At 61.8% G+C, this 20,316-nt stretch carries 14 protein-coding genes; 5 read left to right on the top strand and 9 right to left on the bottom strand.

What is annotated here, in order from left to right; genetic code table 11:
* The first annotated feature begins 307 nt into the window (after nucleotides 1-307).
* A complete protein-coding gene (locus BUC36_RS14295; RefSeq protein ID WP_073276346.1) occupies nucleotides 308-1,159 on the top strand; it encodes a universal stress protein in 852 nt (283 codons plus the stop codon).
* Between the two features lie 66 nt (nucleotides 1,160-1,225).
* Here BUC36_RS14295 and BUC36_RS14290 read toward each other — a convergent pair whose 3' ends face one another.
* A complete protein-coding gene (locus tag BUC36_RS14290) occupies nucleotides 1,226-2,869 on the bottom strand; it encodes an alpha-amylase family glycosyl hydrolase (RefSeq protein WP_073276344.1) in 1,644 nt (547 codons plus the stop codon).
* A gap of 153 nt (nucleotides 2,870-3,022) precedes the next feature.
* Here BUC36_RS14290 and BUC36_RS14285 point away from each other — a divergent pair, with 153 nt between their 5' ends.
* Together BUC36_RS14285 and BUC36_RS14280 are read left to right on the top strand one after the other, a co-directional pair.
* Entirely contained in the window at nucleotides 3,023-3,949 is a 927-nt protein-coding gene (locus BUC36_RS14285) for an alpha/beta hydrolase (protein WP_073276342.1), read from the top strand.
* Nucleotides 3,950-4,029: 80 nt separating this feature from the next.
* Nucleotides 4,030-4,872, top strand: coding sequence for a DUF3014 domain-containing protein (locus BUC36_RS14280; RefSeq protein ID WP_073276340.1), 843 nt, complete (start codon nucleotides 4,030-4,032; stop codon nucleotides 4,870-4,872).
* A gap of 60 nt (nucleotides 4,873-4,932) precedes the next feature.
* Here the strand turns inward: BUC36_RS14280 and BUC36_RS14275 are convergent, their stop codons facing one another.
* The 4 genes from BUC36_RS14275 to glk all read right to left on the bottom strand — a co-directional run bounded on the left by BUC36_RS14275 (nucleotide 4,933) and on the right by glk (nucleotide 11,134).
* Nucleotides 4,933-5,475 (bottom strand): DUF1993 family protein, encoded by a 543-nt coding sequence (locus tag BUC36_RS14275; protein ID WP_159436026.1) that lies wholly within the window; start codon nucleotides 5,473-5,475, stop codon nucleotides 4,933-4,935.
* A 13-nt stretch (nucleotides 5,476-5,488) separates the two neighbouring features.
* Nucleotides 5,489-6,997, bottom strand: a complete 1,509-nt coding sequence (locus tag BUC36_RS14270; protein WP_073276605.1) for a tryptophan halogenase family protein — start codon at nucleotides 6,995-6,997, stop codon at nucleotides 5,489-5,491.
* Between the two features lie 136 nt (nucleotides 6,998-7,133).
* Nucleotides 7,134-9,998 (bottom strand): TonB-dependent receptor, encoded by a 2,865-nt coding sequence (locus BUC36_RS14265; RefSeq protein ID WP_073276338.1) that lies wholly within the window; start codon nucleotides 9,996-9,998, stop codon nucleotides 7,134-7,136.
* A gap of 173 nt (nucleotides 9,999-10,171) precedes the next feature.
* Nucleotides 10,172-11,134 carry a glucokinase gene (gene glk, locus BUC36_RS14260; RefSeq protein WP_073276336.1) on the bottom strand — a complete coding sequence of 321 codons (963 nt, stop codon included), beginning with the start codon at nucleotides 11,132-11,134 and terminating at the stop codon, nucleotides 10,172-10,174.
* A 547-nt stretch (nucleotides 11,135-11,681) separates the two neighbouring features.
* Here glk and BUC36_RS14255 point away from each other — a divergent pair.
* Entirely contained in the window at nucleotides 11,682-13,802 is a 2,121-nt protein-coding gene (locus BUC36_RS14255; RefSeq protein ID WP_200797286.1) for a TonB-dependent receptor, read from the top strand.
* Nucleotides 13,803-13,823: 21 nt separating this feature from the next.
* Here BUC36_RS14255 and BUC36_RS14250 read toward each other — a convergent pair whose 3' ends face one another.
* The 4 genes from BUC36_RS14250 to BUC36_RS14230 form a co-directional block, all read right to left on the bottom strand.
* Nucleotides 13,824-14,753 (bottom strand): sugar ABC transporter permease, encoded by a 930-nt coding sequence (locus tag BUC36_RS14250; RefSeq protein ID WP_084536116.1) that lies wholly within the window; start codon nucleotides 14,751-14,753, stop codon nucleotides 13,824-13,826.
* 133 nt (nucleotides 14,754-14,886) lie between these two features.
* Nucleotides 14,887-17,097 carry an extracellular solute-binding protein gene (locus BUC36_RS19060; protein WP_200797285.1) on the bottom strand — a complete coding sequence of 737 codons (2,211 nt, stop codon included), beginning with the start codon at nucleotides 17,095-17,097 and terminating at the stop codon, nucleotides 14,887-14,889.
* 107 nt (nucleotides 17,098-17,204) lie between these two features.
* Nucleotides 17,205-18,323: an ABC transporter ATP-binding protein gene (locus tag BUC36_RS14240; RefSeq protein ID WP_200797284.1), complete on the bottom strand. Its 1,119-nt coding sequence runs from the start codon at nucleotides 18,321-18,323 to the stop codon at nucleotides 17,205-17,207.
* A 196-nt stretch (nucleotides 18,324-18,519) separates the two neighbouring features.
* The gene (locus BUC36_RS14230; protein ID WP_073276332.1) at nucleotides 18,520-18,849 is read right to left on the bottom strand and encodes a tetratricopeptide repeat protein; all 330 of its coding nucleotides are present in this window, start codon (nucleotides 18,847-18,849) and stop codon (nucleotides 18,520-18,522) included.
* A 64-nt stretch (nucleotides 18,850-18,913) separates the two neighbouring features.
* On the opposite strand from BUC36_RS14230, the gene BUC36_RS14225 reads away from it, so the two are divergent.
* Complete coding sequence (locus BUC36_RS14225) at nucleotides 18,914-20,227, top strand: M20 family metallopeptidase (protein WP_073276330.1); 1,314 nt, start codon at nucleotides 18,914-18,916, stop codon at nucleotides 20,225-20,227.
* Nucleotides 20,228-20,316: the final 89 nt, after the last annotated feature.

Raw genomic sequence — 20,316 nt, 5'->3', positions numbered from 1 at the left:
AAAGGCCGCCAGGTCCGATCCTGACGCTCGCCGGCAAGCCCTGCAACCCACCCAACCTGCCTCACGCCTGTCGCCCTCAGCCCCAGCTGGCCCCGCTATACCGGTCCGAGGCCCGGCGTGCGACGCGGTCTTGATCTAGCTCAATTCATGCCTCTCAGTATCCTCCATCATGAGCGCTGAATCTGGCGCGTCAATACACATTCATCGCCGGCAAAATCACCGGTTCATTGGCGCGCCGTGATAGATTAGACCGCCAAGTCAAACAGCGATGAAAAGCCGGAGATATCCCCGGCAAGCAGGAGGAAAGATGGAGCAGCAGACCACTCTATTCGTAGTCGTGGATCCCAATGATGAACAACATGTGGCACTGGAGCGCGCGCTGACCACGGCGCAGATGCGCAACCCGCAGCCGCGGCTGGCGGTGTTCGTGGCCGTGGACGGTGAGGCCGTCGATACCCGCGCGGTCAACGATCACCTGTTCCGCGACGAATCCTGGTTTCGCGAACAGATTCGCGAACCGATCGCCGCGGCCGGGCTCGAGTGTCAGATTACCGTGTGCTGGTCCAGTGACTGGCAGGCCGCCATCGTGCAGGAGTCTAAACGCTGCAATGCCGAAATGATCTACCTGCCGGTGCACGCCAAGAGCAGCCGCCGCTTTACCTTTGCCGAATCCAAATGGCAGGTACTGAAAACCGCCCGCTGCCCAGTGGTACTGATCCGCCCCGGCGCCAAGGACCGCCGCAAGGTGGTGCTGGCAACCGTCAACTACCAGGCCAAGACCCACGAGCAGCGCCAGCTCAATCGCCAGATTAGCGAGCGCGCCAAGTACATTGCCGCGAACTACGATGCCGAACTGCACCTGGTGAATGCCTTCCTGGATTCCATGCGCTATCCGGATCGCGGCGCGCTGGCCAAGCTGGCAGACAAAACCGGCGTGCCGACCCATCGCATTCACGTAAAGCGGGGCTATACCAGTGACGTGGTGGAGGAAGTAGCGCGGGAAATCGACGCCGATGTGGTGGTCATGGGCACACTCAACCAGTACGGTGCCACCGGTTCCCTGCTGCGCGGCAACACTGCCGAGCGGGTGATCGGCCAGTTGGATGTGGATGTGATGGTGTGTAACCAGTTCACCACCACCGAGACCGACGCAAACTAAAGTGGCAATGCCGGCGGTGTTAATCTGAAGCACCGCCGGTACCTACTGCACGAGTTACTGACGCTATCAGCCCTGCTTTTTTGCAGGCGCGAGCAACACCAGATCGTATTCGCTGTCGAAGCGCACCTCGCCGTTGCGCACGGTTAGCCGCTGACCGGAGTAATAGTCCTGCAGCACGGCGCCATCGGCAAAAATACCTGCTACGGATATGCGTTTTTTGCCGCGCTCGATATCGAATGCCACCAGCACCGATTGTTCGCCGTCCAGAGTACGGGCAAAGGTATAGGGCTTGTCCGCCAGCTTCCTGTGTACTCCGGCACCCACTGCCGGATGAGCCTGGCGGAACTGGCCGAGCTTCTGCCAGAGAGTCAGTAATTCGCGGGTTTCCGCCTTTTCCAGATCGCCCCAGTTCATCGGGCTGCGCAGCTGGGCATCACCCCGGGCTTCGGGCGCGGTGAGCGGCCGGGCCAGCTCATCGCCGTAGTAGATCTGCGCCGCACCCGGTGCGAGCATCAGCTTGAGCGCAGCTTCGCGCACGCGCTTGCGCTCGCGATCAAAGGAATTCATATCGTCGTGGGACGTCAGGTAGTTGAGTACACCCACGCCCTCCAGCGGGCCGCCATGCAGAAGCCCCGAGTAGCGGGAAAAGATCGACTCCATATCTTCCCGGCCGGCACGCGCGGCGATATCGAAGTTGATCAGGCTGTCGAAGCCGTAGTCGAAGAAATCCACGCGACGATCACCGAAATCGAAATCGCGCCCACCGCTGACGCCGTAGCCATAGGCCTCACCGACCATAAAGAACTCGCGGTCGTCGAGTTTCTTATCCTGGTGTTTTGCTTTCCACTCGGCCAGGGCGATGCTCGCTTCCTTTTTGAGTGCCCGCCAGACTTCCGGCTCGACATGCTTGACCGTGTCCACGCGGAATCCGTCCACGCCGTATTCCCGCACCCAGTCGGTGGCCCACTTCACCAGGTAGTATTTCGGCGCGCGCGGGTAGCCGGTGCGCGCGAAGAATGCATCCAGCTCGGCCTGCTCTTGGTCGAGGCGCCCTTCGCGCTTCCATTTGGCGACCAGCTGCGGCGGCAACTCGACCGGCTGTTCGCTCTCGGTGCGGATATCCGGCAGGTTGTCGACCAGCATGCAGCTGACGGTACCGGCAAAACCAGACCAGTCGCACACGGATTCGGTGCGACTCCACTCCTCCGGCCACACGGGATCCTGCCCGGTCACCGGGCCGGTGTGGTTCACGATCACATCCAGCAGTACCCGAATACCCCGGCGGTGCGCCGTCTCGATCAGCTCCGCCAGCAGGCCCTCGCTGCCGAAGTTGCGGTCCACGCTGGTCCAGTCCTTGGGCCAGTAACCGTGGTAGGCGTAGGTGCGCCCGGTGCCCTCGTCGGTGGCGCCGTGTATCTGTTCGTACACCGGGGACATCCACAGCGCATCCACGCCCAGCGCGTTGAAATAACCCTGGTTCAGCTTGTCGATGACGCCCTGCAGGTCGCCACCGTGAAAGCCGCGCAACTGGTCGGCATCGCCCTTGCGCCCGTAGGCCAGGTCGTTGTCCGGATTGCCGTTGTGAAAGCGGTCCGTCAGCATGAAATAGACGGTGGCATTGCGCCAGAAAGGGTCCGGTTGACTGGTCGCGCCGGCAACCTGCGCTCCGCACAGGAGCAGCGCCGCCAGGAGGCTGGTGAGTTTTTTCATTGTTCTGTCTCTGGAGTCATCGCTCAGAAAATGGCCAGACTACTGTAATGCGCACGGCATTTCGCGCATCCTCCCGTCCCGGGGGCGTAGGCGCGGCAGGCCGCGCCGCGCATAGTATTGAAGCCCCCACTATCAATCCGCGAGGATGCCGGCATGATCACCACAATAAATTCCACCCGCGGCAGAAAAGCCGGCCGAATCCTCGGGCGCGCGCCGAGAGTCTTTAGGCTCGGCCTGTTCACTGGCTTGCTTGCCCTCTTGCTGATCGCCTGCGACGGCAGCGATAACAGTACTGCCACCTCCACCGCCCAGGCCAACGTGACCACCCTGTCACCGCTGACGATGGAGGCCCTGCAGCGCCAGCGCACCGTCCGCATCTACCTGCCGCCCTCCTACGACTCGTCAGAGCAACGCTATCCGGTACTGTATATGCACGACGGCCAGAACCTGTTCGACGATGCCACCTCCTTCGTCGGCGAATGGGGCGTGGATGAAACGCTGAATGGCCTGGCCGCCTCCCACGGCCTCGAAGTGATCGTCGTCGGCATCGATCACGGCGGCGACCAGCGCATGACCGAGCTGAACCCCTACGATCACGAGAAATTTGGCGCCGGTGAGGGCGCAGCCTATCTGCGGTTTGTCGTCGAACAGCTGAAGCCGCAGATCGACCGCGACTACCGCACCCTGCCCGACCGCGACAACACCGCCATTATGGGCAGCTCCATGGGCGGCCTGATCTCCCACTACGCCATCAATCGCTACCCGCAGGTTTTCAGCAAGGCCGGGATCTTTTCACCCGCCTACTGGGTCGGCCCGCAGATACTGCCGATGGCGGAGCAGGCAGCGCCGCAGGATGCCCGCCTATACCTGCTGATGGGCGGTCGCGAAGGCGATGAGATGGTGCAGAACTTCGAGCGGATGGGGGAAATACTGTCGCGCAGCCTGCCCGCCGGCAGCTGGCAGGCGAAGTTGGCCGCCGATGGCGAACACAACGAGAAATTCTGGCGCGGCGAACTGGCCGACGCCCTTCTATGGTTGTTTCAACGGGAAAACTTTGCGGCCCAAACTGTCGGGGAGTAAGGTAGCGGTTTCGGGCCGCGACGAAACCGCTCGGCGCAGTCGCGGTCCAATTCCGAAAGCGCAACAACAGGAGGCAGGGAATGAGGGAGCATGAATCCAGCCAGGCTTGGATCATCGGCGTCGTCGTGGTCGTCGTACTGGCGGCGGTGGCCTACTGGTATCTGTCCGCCGACAAAGCCAAGGAACTCGCACCACCTGTCGTAGAGGAACCCGCCCCGGAAGCCGAGCCCGAACCCCTGCCGGAAGTCGCGGCGCCACCGCCCGCCGAACCCGCCCCCGTCACCGAGCCCGAGAGAGGACCGCCCCCGCCGCTGAACGAAAGCGACGAAGCCGCGCTGAAGGACCTGATGAGCCTGGCGCCGGACGGCGCCCTGGCGAAGTGGCTGGTGCCCGACGAAGTGGTGCGCAAGTGGGTCGCCGCCGTCAACGCTGGCTCCCGCGGTGAGCTGATCCACAAGCACCGCCCGCTGAAAACCATCAAGGGTCCCATCATCGTTGCCGAAGATGGCGCCACCGGCATGGTGCTTTCCCCCGACAATTACCACCGCTACGACCAGCCGGTACGACTGTTCGCGCTGATGGATACCGACGCCGCCGTGGCCCTCTATCGCTACTGGTACCCGCGCCTGGCCCAGGCCTATGGCGAGCTGGGGATCCGCAACAAGAATTTTCACCAGGAAATGCTGGAAACCATTGACCAGGTGCTCGCCGCACCGGAGGTCGACGGCCCCATTAAGCTGGTGCGCCCGTCGGTCTATTACAAGTTCGCCGATCCGAAACTGGAGAAGCTGCCGGGCCTGCACAAGCTGATGATTCGAATGGGGCCGGACAATGCGGCGCGGGTCAAGGAAAAACTCGGGGAGTTGAAAACCCAGCTGGAACAGATACCGGTACAGGAAAACAATCAGGACAGCGCCGATTGAGCAAATCCGCCGGTGTGCGGAAAGGTAATAAAAAACCGCGGTTTATCCCGTGGTTTTTTATTATCCGGAAAACCTGAAACCTGGCGGGTATGCGTGGAAACCGTCAAAATCCGCCTTGCCCAATGGCACGCCGTGGCTTCTCAATATCCCGTAGGCCATTGACAGGTGAAAGAGAAAGTTGGGTATGGTGTAGAACTGCAGATACTCCCAGCCGCTGAAACACTGTTCAGCAAACCCTGCTGCAGTATTTATTTCCCTGCTTTCGAAGCCCTGCAATTTTTCTTTCGGAATTTCTTCCACGACACCGCTGACCCAGCGGATCAACTCCAACAGCTCTGCGCCGCTCTGCACCTGAACCAGCTTCGGCACCTCCAGCCCGGCGAGCGGTAACAGGGCGCGCAGTGAAAACCCTGCCGCCGTGCTGACCTGCTGAGAAAAGGAAAACATATCCGGTGCCAGGCGGGCATCCATCAGCGCATCGCCGCCGTTACCGGACGACTCTCCGCAGGCAACGGCGCGCTCCACCAGTCCGCTCAATTGCAGTAAGTAGTGCAGAAAAAACTGCCGCGGATCCTCACTGTCAGCCCGAAAAAGTTCAGTCACCGCGATCACCGCTTCACTGGCGCAGCAACTGCAGTTGCTCCTGGTGCGACTTGAAATTCAGTGCGCAGCGACGGATAAACTCGTGAATGTCTTCCATCTTGTACTTGTTGGCCAGCTCGTTACCCGGGCGCAGCTGTTCCTGCGGCGGGTAGATGCCCTTGCCGGTCAGCAGGCAGTTCCAGGACACATTGGGGAAGTAGACATCCAGTTTCTGGTCCAGCAGTTCATCGGTAATATTCTTGCCGGCCATCCACGACATCAATATCGCGCGCAGCGACGGGGATATTTTCTCGTTACTGCCATTAGCGATCCAATAATCGCTATCCGAGCGAGAGGTGATACGGTAGTGACAGACAATGTAGTCGCGCACCGCATCGAAGCGGCCACTGATACGGTCGTTGAACTCCTTGCGGTATTTATCGGTGTAGTTGCCGTTGTTATACGCCTCGATAAAGCGCGTTACGGTTTCCTGCACCATATCCAGGGCCGTGGCCTCGAGCGGCTCGATAAACCCCTGCGACAGGCCCACCGCCAGGCAATTTTTGGCCCAGTGCTGTTCGACGCGACCGACCTTGAACTTCAGGCGACGCGCCTCGACATCGCTGTCGAGCAGCCCCAGGTGCTGACGGAACTCGGTCTCGGCCTTATCGTCATCGACGAAGCGGGAGCTGTATACATAACCGTTGCCGTTGCGATTGGTTAGAGGGATCTTCCAGGCCCAGCCGTATTTCAGCGCAGTGGAGATGGTGTGCGGCGCGTAGCTCTCCTCCTGCTCGGTGGCGAACACCACCGCGGAGTCGTTGAACAGGCTCTCGGCGCAACTCTGGAACGGCACTTTCAATGCCTGCTGAATCAGCTGGCCGCGGAAGCCGGAGCTGTCCACGTACAGATCGGCCTTGAGCGTTTCACCCTCGGCGGTTTTCAGGCAGTCGATATTGCCCTGCGTATCGAGGAGAACGTCGGTTACCGTCGCGCTCTTGTACTTGACCCCTTTCTTTTCCGCGACGCGCGCGAGGAATTTCCCCAGCAGGCCGGAATCGAAGTGGTAGCCGTAGGCAATTTCAAACGGGAAGTTCTCCGGTGTTACCGGCGCCAGTTTCTGGCGAATCATTTCGGTGGCGAGAAAGAAATGATCCGGGTGTCCCTCGAGATCGACACCCTTGCGCCGCAGGAAACTGTTGTGGAAGAACGCCGGCGCGGTGAACTGGTCCGGCTGCGCCAGGAACGGGTGGACGTACTCGGTAAAGCCCGGCTTGGTAGACCAGTCCTTGAAGGTGATACCCACTTTGTAGGTGGCGTTACATTCGGGCATCCACTCGGATTCTTTAACGCCGATCACATCCATAAAGCCCTTCAGCGGCGGTGTGGAGCCCTCACCGACACCGATGATGCCGATGTCCGGCGATTCCACCAGGGTGATATCGAAGCCTTTGTCCTTCCAATGGGTGGCCATCAGGTTGGCGGTGATCCAGCCGGCGGTGCCGCCGCCGAGGATAACAACGCGTTTCTTATGATCGTTCATGGCACCTCGCAACATGTCTGCAGGCCGGAAATCCCAGCCAAAATATTTGTGCATCAAAAAAAACCGCCCGGCAAGCGGAGCTCGGCGGGCGGTTCCCTGTGAGACCCCGGGGAGCCCCGGGGAAAATCACTGACGCTTAGTACTTGTAGTTCACGCCCAGGTAGTACTGGCGGCCGAACTCGGTGTATTCGCCCAGGGTGCCATCGACACCATAGGCTTTTACGTCGCCCTCGTCCGTCAGGTTGTTGGCGGAGAAGACTACGTCGATACCGTTGTCGAAGCCGTAGGAAACCTGGGCATCAACCGTGGTGTAGTCCTGCGCCATAACCGGCGTGGAGCTGCCCGGAATCGGCATGTTCAGGATGAACTCATCGCGATAGCGGACGTTGATATGGGAGCTGAAGTTACCGATATCCCAGAATGCGGTGGTACTCCACACGTTCTCGGACAGGCCCGGCAGCGGCAGGCTTTGACCGTACAGGTTGCCGCCGGTTACTTCGGTCTCACTCTCGGTATAGGAGTAGCTGGCAGTCAGGCCCAGGCCGGCAAAGATGCCCGGCAGCTGGTCGAAAGTCTTGGTGCCGGCCAGTTCGATACCGCGGATGTAGCCACCCTTGTCGTTGTTGACGTAGGTCTCGAAGGCACCGGCCTCCAGGCCTGCCGGCAGTTCGATACCCAGCTGGTCAAACAGCGCGGTACGCTCGGCCTGGGTGTCGAGGTAGATGTACTGCTTCTCGACCAGGCTTTCGATGTCCTTCCAGAACAGCGCCGCGGTAACCGCACCACCGTCTTCGAAATAGTGCTCATAGGCCAGATCGATCTGGTTCGCGCGGAACGGATCCAGGTACGGAGAGCCCTTGGTCCATACGTTGTACTCGTCGTTGCCGTCGGAGTTCACGCTGTTCCAGGAACCGGCACCGCCTTTCAGCTGGCCGACCGGCGGGCGACCCAGGACCTTGGCGGCGGCGAAGCGGATGTAATCCTGCTCGGTCAGCTCAAAGTTCAGGTTCAGGGACGGCAGGGTATCGGTGAACTCAGGGCCGTAGGTTACGTAGTCGTAATTGTCCTGGGTCATACCCACGTCATCGGTGATCGAGATACCGTTGCCGCTGCCGACGTTCTGCAGGCCACTGGCCTTGATGTCGGTTTCGACAACGCGCACGCCGAAGTTACCGGTGACCGGAATGCCGCCCAGCTGGGTGTCGATGTTGGCCATCAGGTAGTAGGCGAACACGTCTTCGGTCACAGAACCGGACTCAACAAAGGTCCAGTCGCGGCTGAATACTTTCTTACCGTTATAGTTGCCGGCACCGAAAATGCTGGTGGCCAGGGCGTCCATATCGGTAATCACGAAGTGATCCGGCGCCCCGTCAACAGAACCAACCTTGACGAAACCATCCAGTTCCTGCGGCATACACTCGATATCGGACAGGTTGTCAGCGCAGTAACCGTTGTACTGGCCGTCGCGGCTGCCGTACAGGAAGGTTCCGCGGTCGGAATCGAAGGTGCGCTCGGAAGAACGGAAACCGGCTTCGATGGAGGCGATTGCACCCCATTCCAGGTCGAACTTGTAGTCAACCTTGAAGGCTTCCACTTCGTCGGTGTACTTGTGCGGGTACTCCTCGTAGCGGGACAGGCGCATGTTGCTCAGATCGGTGAAATCCACACCGTCGAACATCGCATTCGCAATACCGTCGCCATTGGCGGAGTAGGTGAAGCTCTGACCGGCGGCCTCTTCCCAGGCGACCAGGTTGCCATTGGCATCAGTCGTCAGGTCGTAGGCGTGCATGGACGCGATCTGGTCCTTGCGGGTCTTGGTGCCTTCACTGGTGGAGTAGTCGAATACCAGGGTGTTGCGGTCGTTGATATTCCACTCGAGGTTCAGGCCGATGCTGTCGGTGTCTGCCTGAGTGGACTGGTCTTCGGTACGGGCTTCGAACCAGGGGCTGGAATCCCACTCGGTCTTCGGATCGGTGATGCCGACGGTTGCGCCGGTGACCACGCCGCCGTTTACAGTGGCATCGGACAGGGCAAAGCTGCCGGTATTCTGAAGACCACCCACGGTGATGCCGTGGCGGGTGTCGATGCGCTCGAAATCGGACTTGAAGTAGTCCAGCTGCGCCTTCAGGTTGTCGGTGGGCTGGAACACCACGCTGGCCAGGTAGCCGTTGCGGGTATCGGTGCCGTTACCGGCCTGCCACTGGAAAGCGCGCGCGCGGGCATCGCTGGAACCGTCGCCATTGATATCGGCAGTGTTGTCGTAGCCGATCTGGCCGTCAGCGCCGGCGCGGTTCTTGGTGAAGCTGTTGGGCTGCTCCAGGTTGGAGTAGCCGAGAGATACGCCCAGTTTGTCGTCCATGAACTTGCCCATGTAGGACAGGGTCACGCGCTGGCCGAATTCGTCGGCACCGACGTCTTGTGCGCCGTCGTTATAGGACATGCGCACGTTGGCGTTGAAATTGTGCGGGTTGGCTGCGTCCAGCGGATTAGCGGTCTTCAGCTCGACAGAGCCGGCAACGCCACCCTCGATATGGGAAGCCTTCGGTGATTTGTACACTGCCGCCTGGCTGATCAGCTCGGCCGGGTACTGGTCGAAGGAGATCCAGCGGGTGCTCTCGGTGTAGCCGGCGGTGGACGCCTGCTCGCGACCATTCAGGGTGGTCTGCAGGAAATCGCCGTTCATACCGCGGATATTCAGCTGTGAGGACTGACCGGAATCGCGCACGGTGGTTACGCCGGGCAGTCGGCCCAGGGCGTCGGCGATGGACTGGTCGGGCAGCGATGCCAGGGCACCGGCGTCAACCACGTCGGCAACGACGTCGGCGTTGCGCTTGGCTTCTACGGAATCCAGCACACTGGTGCGGATGCCGGTAACGGTTACCTCTTCCAGTGCCTCCTGCTCCTGCGCGTACACCCCAAAAGAGGCGGTCACAGAAGCCGCGATGGCAGCTGACAGCAAAGTGGGCTTAAAGGCCCCTTTACCTTTGTTGGATAGACTCATCATCTTCTCCCTGGACTTATCGTTATGGTGAGACCTTGCATCCTAGGCCTGCCCCTCATCCATAACATCCTCCCCCGAGGGGGGAGGAGGCGGGAGAATCCGTGGCGCCCTGTGAGGGGGCACCGTAAAACACCTTAACTCTTTGTTTTACTTAAATTTTTTCGCGGACCGACTCAGCTTTCCAGATGCGCCGCGGCACCGATCAGGGCCTGATAGCCGGCGTTGAGGGCGTAGAGCGGAACCGTCTCCATCCACGTCTCCACCCTGCCCTTGTTGAGGAAGCGCTGTTCGAATTCACTTTCCGGCAGCAGCTCCGCAATGCGTGGCAGTATACCACCACCGAGGAAAACTCCGCCGCGCGCCCCGAGATAAAGGGCCGCATCGCCGGCGGCGCTGCCGAGGAAATTAAGGAAATCCAGCAACGTCTCGCGGCACATGGGATCCGAGCCCTCCAGTCCGCGGGCGCTGACATCCGGTGGGGTCAGGTCTTCCGGCTGGCGGCCGTTCAGTTCGCACACCGCGCGGTAGAGGTTGACCAGCCCGCTGCCGGACAATACCCACTCGTTGAACACCGGCTGGCGGGTCTTGATCAGTATTCGCAGCAGGTCCAGCTCGCGCTCGGTTGCCGCGGCCAGGTTGGCGTGGCCACCCTCGCCGGCCAGCACGTGGTAGCGGCCGTTGTCCACGGCGAGCCCCGCCACCCCCAGGCCGGTGCCCGGGCCGAGCACCGCCATGGCGGCATCCGGAGTACGCGGCGCATCGCGCAATACCTGGTAATCGTCCTCAGAAAGCCGCGGCAGCGACAGCGCCAGCGCGGCGAAGTCGTTGATCAGTTCCAGCCTGGGGAAAGCGAACTCTTTGCGCAGCGACTCGGTGGTAATGGTCCAGCCCAGGTTGGTCATATAGACACGCCCGCCCATAGCAGTTTTCTCCAGCGGGCCGGCCGCGGCGATACACACTTTCTCCGGCCGCGGCTGATCCAGCCCCTCCAGCCAGTGCTGCAGCGCCGCCTCGAATCCATCAAAGCGTTTGCAGTCGACCACCTTCAGCGATTCCAGCTTGTAACCGCCCGCCACCGGCCTGGCAATGGCGAAGCGCGCATTGGTGCCGCCGATATCCGCTACGATACTTGTCATCTTTGTCCCTGTTACATACCCCAAAAAACGGCGGTATAAGGTAAGGTGTTGAGCAAAATAAAACCAGTCCTCTACCACTTCCCAATCGTCCCCGCCCCGCGCCGAGGGGAGGACAAAGCGCCGACGCCGCGCATGGCAGCCGCTTGAAGCTCATGACATCCGGCTTACTCGCGCCGAACAGGTCTGTCGGACCGCAGCCCTGGAGTTCCTCCCCAATCCCAATTTGATTGCCGGTGGAACCCTCTCCCCCTCCACCACATCAGCTTCCTTGCTGCGGGAGACGTCAACTCTGCGGAAGCCGGACAGGATGGTGCCATTTGCCGCCCACTCATTACGCCATGGCGCGGCCGGCGGGCCCTGCTCCACATTGAGAACCGGCGGAAGTAGCCCGATCCCGGGTTGGTTTCACGGAAATTGGAGCAAATAGCGGTAAGACCGCAGCCAACACCATTTACAAAACTTAACGATAATCGTTATTATTCGCGCCGCGCGCGGCACCTCGCCCTGCACTCGAAAACTCCCTTTCACTATCAATCGGAAGAAAACCATGGAAATGCGCTCACTGGCACTGGCCGTGGCCGCGGTCGCCTGCACCGCCGCCCAGGCCCAGGAAACGGACAACCGGGAAATGGAGCAGGTGATCGTCACCGGCAGCCGCTTTGTCGAAAGCATCGACGAAGTTCCCGTCTCGGTCACCGTCATCGACCGGGAGACTATCGAGCGGCAGCTGCAGGTCAGCGCCGAACTGCAGAACCTGTTGGCCATCCAGGTGCCCGGACTGGCCACTGGCAACGGTTCCACCAGCAACTTCGGCACCACCCTGCGCGGCCGCGCTCCGCTGGTGATGATCGACGGCGTGCCCCAGTCCACCCCCCTGCGCAACGGCGGCCTGGGTATGCGCAGCCTGGATCCGGACGTGATCGAGCGCATCGAAGTGGTCAAGGGAGCCACCTCCATCTATGGCAATGGCGCCGCCGGCGGCATCATCAACTACATCACCAAGAGCGCGGCGGACAGCGAGTTTGCCGGCCAGGCCTCTGTGTCGAGCCGCTTCAGCGCGGTCAAATTCGAGGACAGCGCCGGCGTCCGCACCCAGGGCTCGGTCAGCGGCACCCGCGACCAGTTCAGCTTTGTCGCCGGCGCCTCCCGCGACGAGCGGGGCGTGGAGCGGGACGCGGAGGGCGACATCATGGGCACCATCTACGGCCTGTCCGAGAGCGTGACCCAGAACTTTTTCACCAAGCTGGGCTACCGACTGGACGGGGATAAGTCCCTGCAGTTCACCTACAACTACTTCGAAGGCCAGCAGAACGCCGACCTGGTGGATGTGCTTGGCTCGGTCAACGACGGCACCAAGACTTACGCGGTGAAGGATGACGGCGATAGCGGACACGGCGATCCCCAGGGCCCGCGGGGCAACCACAATTTTATGCTGAAGTATGTGGACAACAGCCTGACCGACAACACCGCGATGACCGTCGACGCCTACGGCCAGGTAATCGAGAACGTGTTTTTCTTCTCCCCCACCCTGTCGAATCCTGAGGAGGGTTACGACGGCGGCCAGTCGATGATCAAATCCGAGAAGCGCGGCCTGCGCTTCAACTTCAACACCCAACTGGACTGGGAAGATGTCGACGCCACCCTGACTTACGGCCTGGATGCGCTCAACGACGTCACCTCCCAGCCACTGCTGGACGGCCGCATGTGGGTGCCGGAGATGGATATGGACAGCCTGGCCGGCTACCTGCAGAGCAAGTGGATCATCGGCAACGACTGGATACTCAAGGCCGGCGTGCGCCACGAAAGCATCGACCTGCTGGTGGACGACTACCGCACCCTGAAACTGTGCCGCGACGCCGACACCTGTTCGGTGCCGATGGATGTGAAGGGGGATGAGCTCAGCTACGAGGCCACCACCTACAACCTGGCACTGCGCTACCATATCAACGACCATTTCAGCCCCTTTGCCAACTACTCGCAGGGCGCTGACATCTCCGACATGGGGCGCCTGCTGCGCACCGCCACGGTAAACGATATCGGGTTGATCCAGACAGAGGCATCCATTGTCGACAGCTACGAAATCGGCCTCGATACCCACTTCGACGACTTCGACTTCAGCATCGCCGCCTTCGAGAGCACTTCGGAGCTGGGCACCGCCAACGCCTACAACCCGGACACCGGCATCTACGAGCCGGTGCGCTCGCCGCACAAAATGTGGGGCTACGAGGCCGCGCTCACATACCGCTTCTCCGACCGCCTCAGCGCCGGTGCCAACTACAGCTGGGTGGAGGGCGAGGACGAGGACACGGGCGAGTACCTGGATGCGCGCATCATCTCGCCGCCCAAGTTCGTCGCCCAGCTGGACTGGCGCCCACTGGACAACGCCAGCCTGGCACTGACCTACTACCACGTGGGGGACAGGAAGCGCTTCGAACCGGACGCGGACGGCAACTGGAGCGGCGCCTATGCCCCGGTCAGCGCCTACGATGTGGTCAACCTCAGCGGCAATTACGCCATGGACAACTGGCGCTTCTTCGCCGGTATCGAGAACCTGCTGAACGAGGAATACTTCTCGGCCCGCGCCCAGGCCTTCACGTACAGCGGCGGCGCCTATCACAGCATGGGGCTCGGAACCACGGTCAACGCCGGGGTGAACTACACCTTCTAACGCCGTCGGCCAGGGATGGCCTCAGCCCTTGACCGCCCCGGCCGACAGGCCGGAGACCAGGAAGCGCTGCAGCGCGAGGAACAGCAGTATCACCGGAATGGAAACCAGTATCGAACCGGCGGCGAAGAAGCCCCACTCCGACGCGTAGTCACTGACGAAGAAGCGCAGCCCCACCGGCACCGTGTACCTGGATTCATCGTCCATAAAGATGGAGGCGAGTATGAATTCATTCCAGGCAGTCATAAACGAGAAGAGCCCGGTCACGGCGATGGCCGGGCGCGCCAGTGGCAGGATGATTTTGTAGAAGATGGTAAAGCGCGAGGCGCCCTCCAGCAGCGCGGACTCTTCGATCTCGTAAGGCAACGTGTCGAAGTAACCCTTCAACATCCACACACAGAACGGCAACGCGGTGATCGCATACACCAGCACCAGCCCCAGCCAGGTATTGCCGAGCCCCAGCCACTGCACGACGATCACGTACAGCGGGATCAGCATCAGTACCGCCGGGAACATCTGCGAGATCAGGAACAGCATCAGGCCGCGCTCGCGCCCGGGGAACTTGAAGCGCGAGAAGGCGTAGGCGGCGGTGCAGGACAGGCCCAACCCCACCACCGTAGTGCTGAGCGCGACCACCAGGCTGTTAAACAGCCAGCGCATAAACGGCTGCTCGGTGAGCACCGCGCGGAAGTTGTCCAGCGACCACTGCTGCGGCAGCGGTACCAGTGCGGCCAACTGCTGCCAGAAACCCGCGCCCTCCGGCAGTTCAACCAGCTGCAGCGCCTGCTGGCCGGAAAAGGCCAGGCTGACGACCCACAGCAGCGGGTAAATCACAATCAGGCCGGCAAACAGCAACAGCGCGAAGCGCCAGCTGCAGATATCCCGCAGTATTCTGCCGACACGGGTGGGCCTGATGGGCACGCTGCGCTTTGCCCATCCTACGATGGCATTCATGGCGTCACCCTTTGCGTAGGATGGGCACAAATCGGCAGGACTACCGATTTGGACGCCGAAGGCGCCCGCGAAGCGGGTGAGCGCCATGGACGGCGCGAGTCAAAGCGCAGCGTGCCCATCATTTGAGCCCCTCTCATCGCGCTGCCTCCATGGTTCTGGAGATTCGCGTCTGCAACAGCGCGTAGCAGAACAGCAGCGCCAGGATCACCACCGAGTAGGCGGCGGCGTAGGCGTACTGGTATTTCTCGAAGCCGATGCGGAAAGCCTTGGTGATCAGGATATCGTTGGCCCCCGCCGGCGCACCGCCGCTGACCAGGTAGATCACATTGAACATATTGAAGGTCCAGACCACCGACAGGATGATGGCCGGGATCAGCACCGGCTTCAGCAGCGGCAGGGTGATGGCGCGGAACTGGAACCAGCGCCCGGCGCCCTCGACCCGGGCCGCCTCGTACAATTCGCGCGGTATCGACTGCAGGCCGCCGAGGATCACCACCATCATGAACGGGATCGACAGCCACACATTGGTGACCAGGCCGGTAAAGAAACTCGCCCCGACCGAATCGAACCAGGCCACCGGCGCAAAACCGAAGATCTGCAGCGCCTGGTTGATCACGCCGAACTGCGGGTGAAACATGCCCTTCCACACCAGCGCGGTGATGTAGTTGGGGATCGCCCACGGCAGTATCAGCAGCACCCGGAACCAGGCGCGACCGAAGATCGGCTTGTTCAGTGCCAGTGCCAGCAGCAGCGCCAGGCCGACGGCGAGCAGCACATTGCTGGCGGTCCAGCAAACGGTGACCAGCAGCGTCCAGTAGAAGTTGTCGAAGTTGATGCTGCGCTCGACGCCCTCGCCGTACCAGAGATTCCAGTCGCCGAGAATGCCGACATAGTTGTCGAGCCCCAGCCAGCGGGACGCCAGCGGCGTGTTCTCGTTCAGCAGGGTCGTATCGGTAAAGGACAGCAGCAATCCGTACAGCAGCGGGAAGAACACCAGCAGCAGCATGCCGAGCATCGCCGGCAGGATATACAGGTACGCGGTTCTGTTGTCGCGCCAGGTTGCGGCGATACGCCGGCGCATCCTCAGCAGCGCCGTCGCGGCGGCCAGCACCAGCAACAGCGCCAGGCCCCACAGCCAGGCCGGTATCTGTGTCGGTGCGGCATCCCGGCTCCGCGACGCCTGCAATGCGGCGATATCCCGCTGCAGGTCGCGCTGCAGGCGCTGCAAGGCCGCCGCCGGCTGTGCAGCACCCTTCACCACTTTTTTCAGGGTGATTTCCAGCGGTTTCCACAGCAGCGTCATTTCCGGCAGGTTCGGAATCGGCACCGCGGTCTCCAGCTGCTCGCGGAAGGCCATGGCGACATCGTTGGTCGCGATCTGCGGGTGCTCGAAGGCGGCCAGGTTGGCCGGCAGCTGGCCGCCGGCGATGGCCATCTGCTCGGCGGATTCCCGCGCGGTCAGATACTCCATCAGCCCATAGGCAGCGGTCTTGCGCTTCGACCAGGGCGACAGGAACAGCCCCTCCACCGCCACCCAGGGGGACAGCGGTTTGCCCGAGGCGTTTAAACGCGGCAGCGGCGCCACGGCATAATCGATCTGCGGATCTATTTCACCGAGCATCCAGGGCCCGCTGATCACCATTGCCGCGCGGCCCTGGTTGAACAGGTTGGTGACCAGGGTGCTGTTGGGCTCCTCCGGCAGCACCCCATCCTTTCTGACCCAGTCCACCAGCAACTGCACGGACTGGATATTGGCATCGCTGTCCAGCGCCAGGCGGTTCTGGGTATCGAAAGGGCCGCTGCCCCAGGCGTTCATCAGGGCACCGTGAAAAAAGGGTTCCGTGTAGCTGTAGGCGAGGCCGAAGCGGCCGTGTTGCCGATCGGTGTGCGCCCGGGCCAGCGCGATCATTTCCTCGGCGCTATGCGGAGGTGTATCGACCAGGGCGCGGTTGAAGATCAGTGCGGTGCTTTTGAAGTTGAACGGCAGACCGTAGAGGCTGCCATGATAGCGCATGGCACTCAGCAGGTTGTGCGGGAAACGGCTCAACACCTGCGGCCGCACGAATTCGTCGATCGGTGCGATGGTGTGACCGGCACTGGCCCAGCCGCCGATGCGATCGTGGGCGAAGATAAACAGGTCCGGGCCCTGCCCGCGCGGCAGTGCCGCGGACAACTTGTCGGCATAGCTGCCGAACGGCACCGCCAGCGCACGCACACGCACCTGATCCTGGCTGCGGTTGTAATCGTCCAGCAGCCACTCCAAAGCCTGGCGCTCTGCGCCGCGGTAGCCGTGCCACAGCAGCAGCTCTTCCGCCGCGAAGGACCTGGCCGCGCCGAGGCACAACAGCAGAAAAAGGACACCCTGTAGGAGCCTGCTTGCAGGCGAAAACCACAGAGCTCGACGGCAATCCCGCTGTTCGCCTGCAAGCAGGCTCCTACAGGGTGAGGTTCTTAACACGGCTCCGCCACCGCAATGGGTTGCACGGCGCGAATGCGTCGCTGGTTCTGTGTGTCGAACAGGTAGATCGCGTCCGGATCCAGCGCCAGCTCGAGGGTCTGCCCTGGAGTGAGCAGTTGCAAACCCGGCAGCCGCGCAATCATGCGCTCGCGGCCGTCGCCCAGGTGTACCAGCATCTCGGCGCCGAGGGTCTCGACCATTTCGACGGCGGCGCGCAGACGCGGCCAGTGATCGGGCGCGCCGACCGCGGGGCACAGCTTCTCCGGGCGGATACCGAGCAACAGCTCGCCGGCCAGCCCATCGAGGTCGGTGCGCGGCAGATCGAGGAGAGAGTTCTTCAGGCCCACTCCTCGGTTCTGCACCGGCACTATGTTCATCGGTGGCGAACCCATAAAGCCGGCCACGAACACATTGTCGGGATCGTTGTACAGCTCCATCGGCGTGCCCACCTGCATCAGCTCGCCGCGGTTCAGGATCGCGATGCGCGCACCCAGGGTCATGGCCTCGACCTGGTCGTGAGTTACGTAGACGGAAGTGGTGGCGAATTCGCGGTGCAGGCGGCCGATATTGCCGCGCATCTGCACGCGCAATTCCGCGTCCAGATTGGAGAGAGGTTCGTCGAACAGGAATACCTGCGGGTCACGCACTATCGCGCGCCCCAGCGCCACCCGCTGGCACTGGCCGCCGGACAGCTGGCCAGGCTTGCGCCCGAGCAGATCGGCGAGACCGAGGGTCTCCGCCGCCTGTTCCACCTTGGATTTGATCAGGGATTCCGGCTGCTTGCGCACCCGCAGCCCAAACGCCATGTTGTCGAATACGGTCATGTGCGGGTAGAGGGCGTAATTCTGGAACACCATCGCCACGTCGCGGGCCGCCGGCGGCAGGTCATTGACCAGGCGGTCGCCGATCCACAGCTCGCCGCTGGTCACCGATTCCAGCCCGGCGATCATGCGCAGCGTGGTGGATTTGCCACAGCCGGACGGGCCCACCAGCACCATGAACTCGCCGTCGCGGATATGCAGATCGAGCCCCGGCACGGTGGGCGGGCTGTCGGCGTAGCGCTTCTCTACTCGCTTGAATTCAATGCTGGCCACGGCGGCACCCTTGGTCATTGCTGGCGCCGGGCGAACAGGTTCGGCTGGCTTCTGTCATCGACGCACTACTTGGCAATCTTGTTATTATCCGCACCACTGTAGGGGTGGAGTCGGGCAGCCTGGCATTCTCGCTCAGCCCCCGGCGCGCGGACATCAGCCCCGCGCAGGGCGTAGGCGAACAAGAATCGAACAATAATTGATCAACCCCGAAAGATCAATTGCCTGCCAGCTTGTCGAGCTTCTTGAGGAAGACCTCTATCTCCCGCTCCACCTGCTTGTCACCCCTGGCGCGGGCCACCTCCAAGCCGCTGGCAAAGGCCCGGCGCGCGCCGTCGTAGTCGCCCAGCGCCAGTAGGCTGCGGCCGAGCAGTTTCCAGGCCGCGGAGTGATCCGGCATCTGCTCGACGCACAGCTGCAGGTGCTCGGCCGCCTCTCCGTAGGATTTTTCATTAAACAATGCACTGCCGAGACCGAAACGCAGCAGCGGCGAATCCCGCCCCTGATCCAGCTGGGCGCGCAGGCGGGCGATGATCGGATTGGTCATGGGAGTCTCCGGCGGGCACGCGTTAGAATCGGCCGACGATAACGACAAACAAAGGAAATCAGCCGTGAAACGATTATTCCTGCCCCTCGCCATAGGCGCAACGCTGTTGGGCGGCATTCCGCTTGGCGCCAACCCGGCCACTGCCGCCGACCCGGACCAGCTGCTGAAGAACACCGAATCCAAAGTAATCGAGTGGCGCCGCCACCTGCACCAGAACCCGGAGCTGGGCAACCGCGAATTCGAAACGGCCAAATATATTGAACAGCACCTGAAAGCCCTCGGCATACAGGTGGAGACCGGTGTGGCCCACACCGGCGTGATCGGCCTGCTGAAGGGCGGCAAGCCGGGCCCGACCGTGGCGCTGCGCGCGGATATGGACGCACTGCCGGTCACCGAGCAGATGGACCTGCCGTTCGCTTCCAAGGTGAAAACCACCTACCAGGGCAAGGATGTGGGCGTGATGCACGCCTGTGGTCACGACACCCACGTAGCCATGCTGATGGGCGCCGCGGAAGTGCTGGCCGGCATGCGCGACGAGCTGGCCGGCAATGTGCTGTTTATCTTCCAGCCCGCCGAAGAGGGCGCGCCGGATGGCGAGGAAGGCGGTGCCGAGCTGATGCTGAAGGAGGGACTGTTCAAGAAATACAAGCCGGATGTGGCCTTCGGTCAGCACGTGACCTCCACCCTGCCCGTCGGCGTGATCGGTTACCGCTCGGGCCCACTGATGGCCAGCTCCGACGAATTCCGCATTACCGTGGATGGTCGCCAGACCCACGGCTCGCGCCCCTGGGGCGGCGTGGATCCGATCACCGCGGCCGCACAGATAGTGCTCGGCACCCAGACCATCGTCAGCCGCCAGATCGACATCACCAAGGAACCGGCGGTGGTGTCTTTCGGCAAGATCGACGGCGGCGTGCGCAACAATATCATTCCGGACAGCGTGTTTATGAACGGCACCATCCGCAATTTCGATATGGACAACCGCCAGCAGATCTTCGCCAAGCTGAAGACCACCGCGGAACTGATCGCCGAGAGCGCCGGTGCCAAGGCCAAGGTGGAGATCATCGAGGGTTACCCGGTCACCGTGAACAACCCGGCGCTGACGGATAAGGTCATACCGGTGATGAAGGCGGTCGCCGGCGACAAGAACGTCATCGTCGTACCGAAGATCACCGGTGCCGAGGACTTCTCCTACTTCGCCAACGAAGTACCCGGCTTTTACTATTTCCTCGGTGTAACTCCGAAGAGCAAAGACCCGGCAACGGCCGCCAGCAACCACTCGCCGCGCTTCTACGTGGACGAGAGCGCGCTGAAAGTGGGTACCGAGGCCATTACCCAGCTGACGCTGGACTACATGGCCAACAATCCCAAAAACTGATCGAAACGAAAAAGGGCGATCGTAATGATCGCCCTTTCCATTCGCCATCCCGGCGCAAGCCGGAATGGCCAACAGCATTTACGCAGAAA

This window comes from Microbulbifer donghaiensis, assembly GCF_900129095.1.
Classification (GTDB): Bacteria; Pseudomonadota; Gammaproteobacteria; order Pseudomonadales; family Cellvibrionaceae; genus Microbulbifer; species Microbulbifer donghaiensis.
The sequence above is the reverse complement of the archived record's forward strand: the minus strand, read 5'-3'. Positions and strand labels throughout refer to the sequence as shown.

Bases quoted from the DNA above. Each gene is read 5' to 3' on its own strand.
- BUC36_RS14295 (WP_073276346.1), top strand. From the start codon at position 308: ATGGAGCAGCAGACCACTCTATTCGTAGTCGTGGATCCCAATGATGAA.
- BUC36_RS14290 (WP_073276344.1), bottom strand. From the start codon at position 2,869: ATGAAAAAACTCACCAGCCTCCTGGCGGCGCTGCTCCTGTGCGGAGCG.
- BUC36_RS14285 (WP_073276342.1), top strand. From the start codon at position 3,023: ATGATCACCACAATAAATTCCACCCGCGGCAGAAAAGCCGGCCGAATC.
- BUC36_RS14280 (WP_073276340.1), top strand. From the start codon at position 4,030: ATGAGGGAGCATGAATCCAGCCAGGCTTGGATCATCGGCGTCGTCGTG.
- BUC36_RS14270 (WP_073276605.1), bottom strand. From the start codon at position 6,997: ATGAACGATCATAAGAAACGCGTTGTTATCCTCGGCGGCGGCACCGCC.
- BUC36_RS14265 (WP_073276338.1), bottom strand. From the start codon at position 9,998: ATGAGTCTATCCAACAAAGGTAAAGGGGCCTTTAAGCCCACTTTGCTG.
- glk (WP_073276336.1), bottom strand. From the start codon at position 11,134: ATGACAAGTATCGTAGCGGATATCGGCGGCACCAATGCGCGCTTCGCC.
- BUC36_RS14255 (WP_200797286.1), top strand. From the start codon at position 11,682: ATGGAAATGCGCTCACTGGCACTGGCCGTGGCCGCGGTCGCCTGCACC.
- BUC36_RS14250 (WP_084536116.1), bottom strand. From the start codon at position 14,753: ATGAATGCCATCGTAGGATGGGCAAAGCGCAGCGTGCCCATCAGGCCC.
- BUC36_RS14240 (WP_200797284.1), bottom strand. From the start codon at position 18,323: ATGACCAAGGGTGCCGCCGTGGCCAGCATTGAATTCAAGCGAGTAGAG.
- BUC36_RS14230 (WP_073276332.1), bottom strand. From the start codon at position 18,849: ATGACCAATCCGATCATCGCCCGCCTGCGCGCCCAGCTGGATCAGGGG.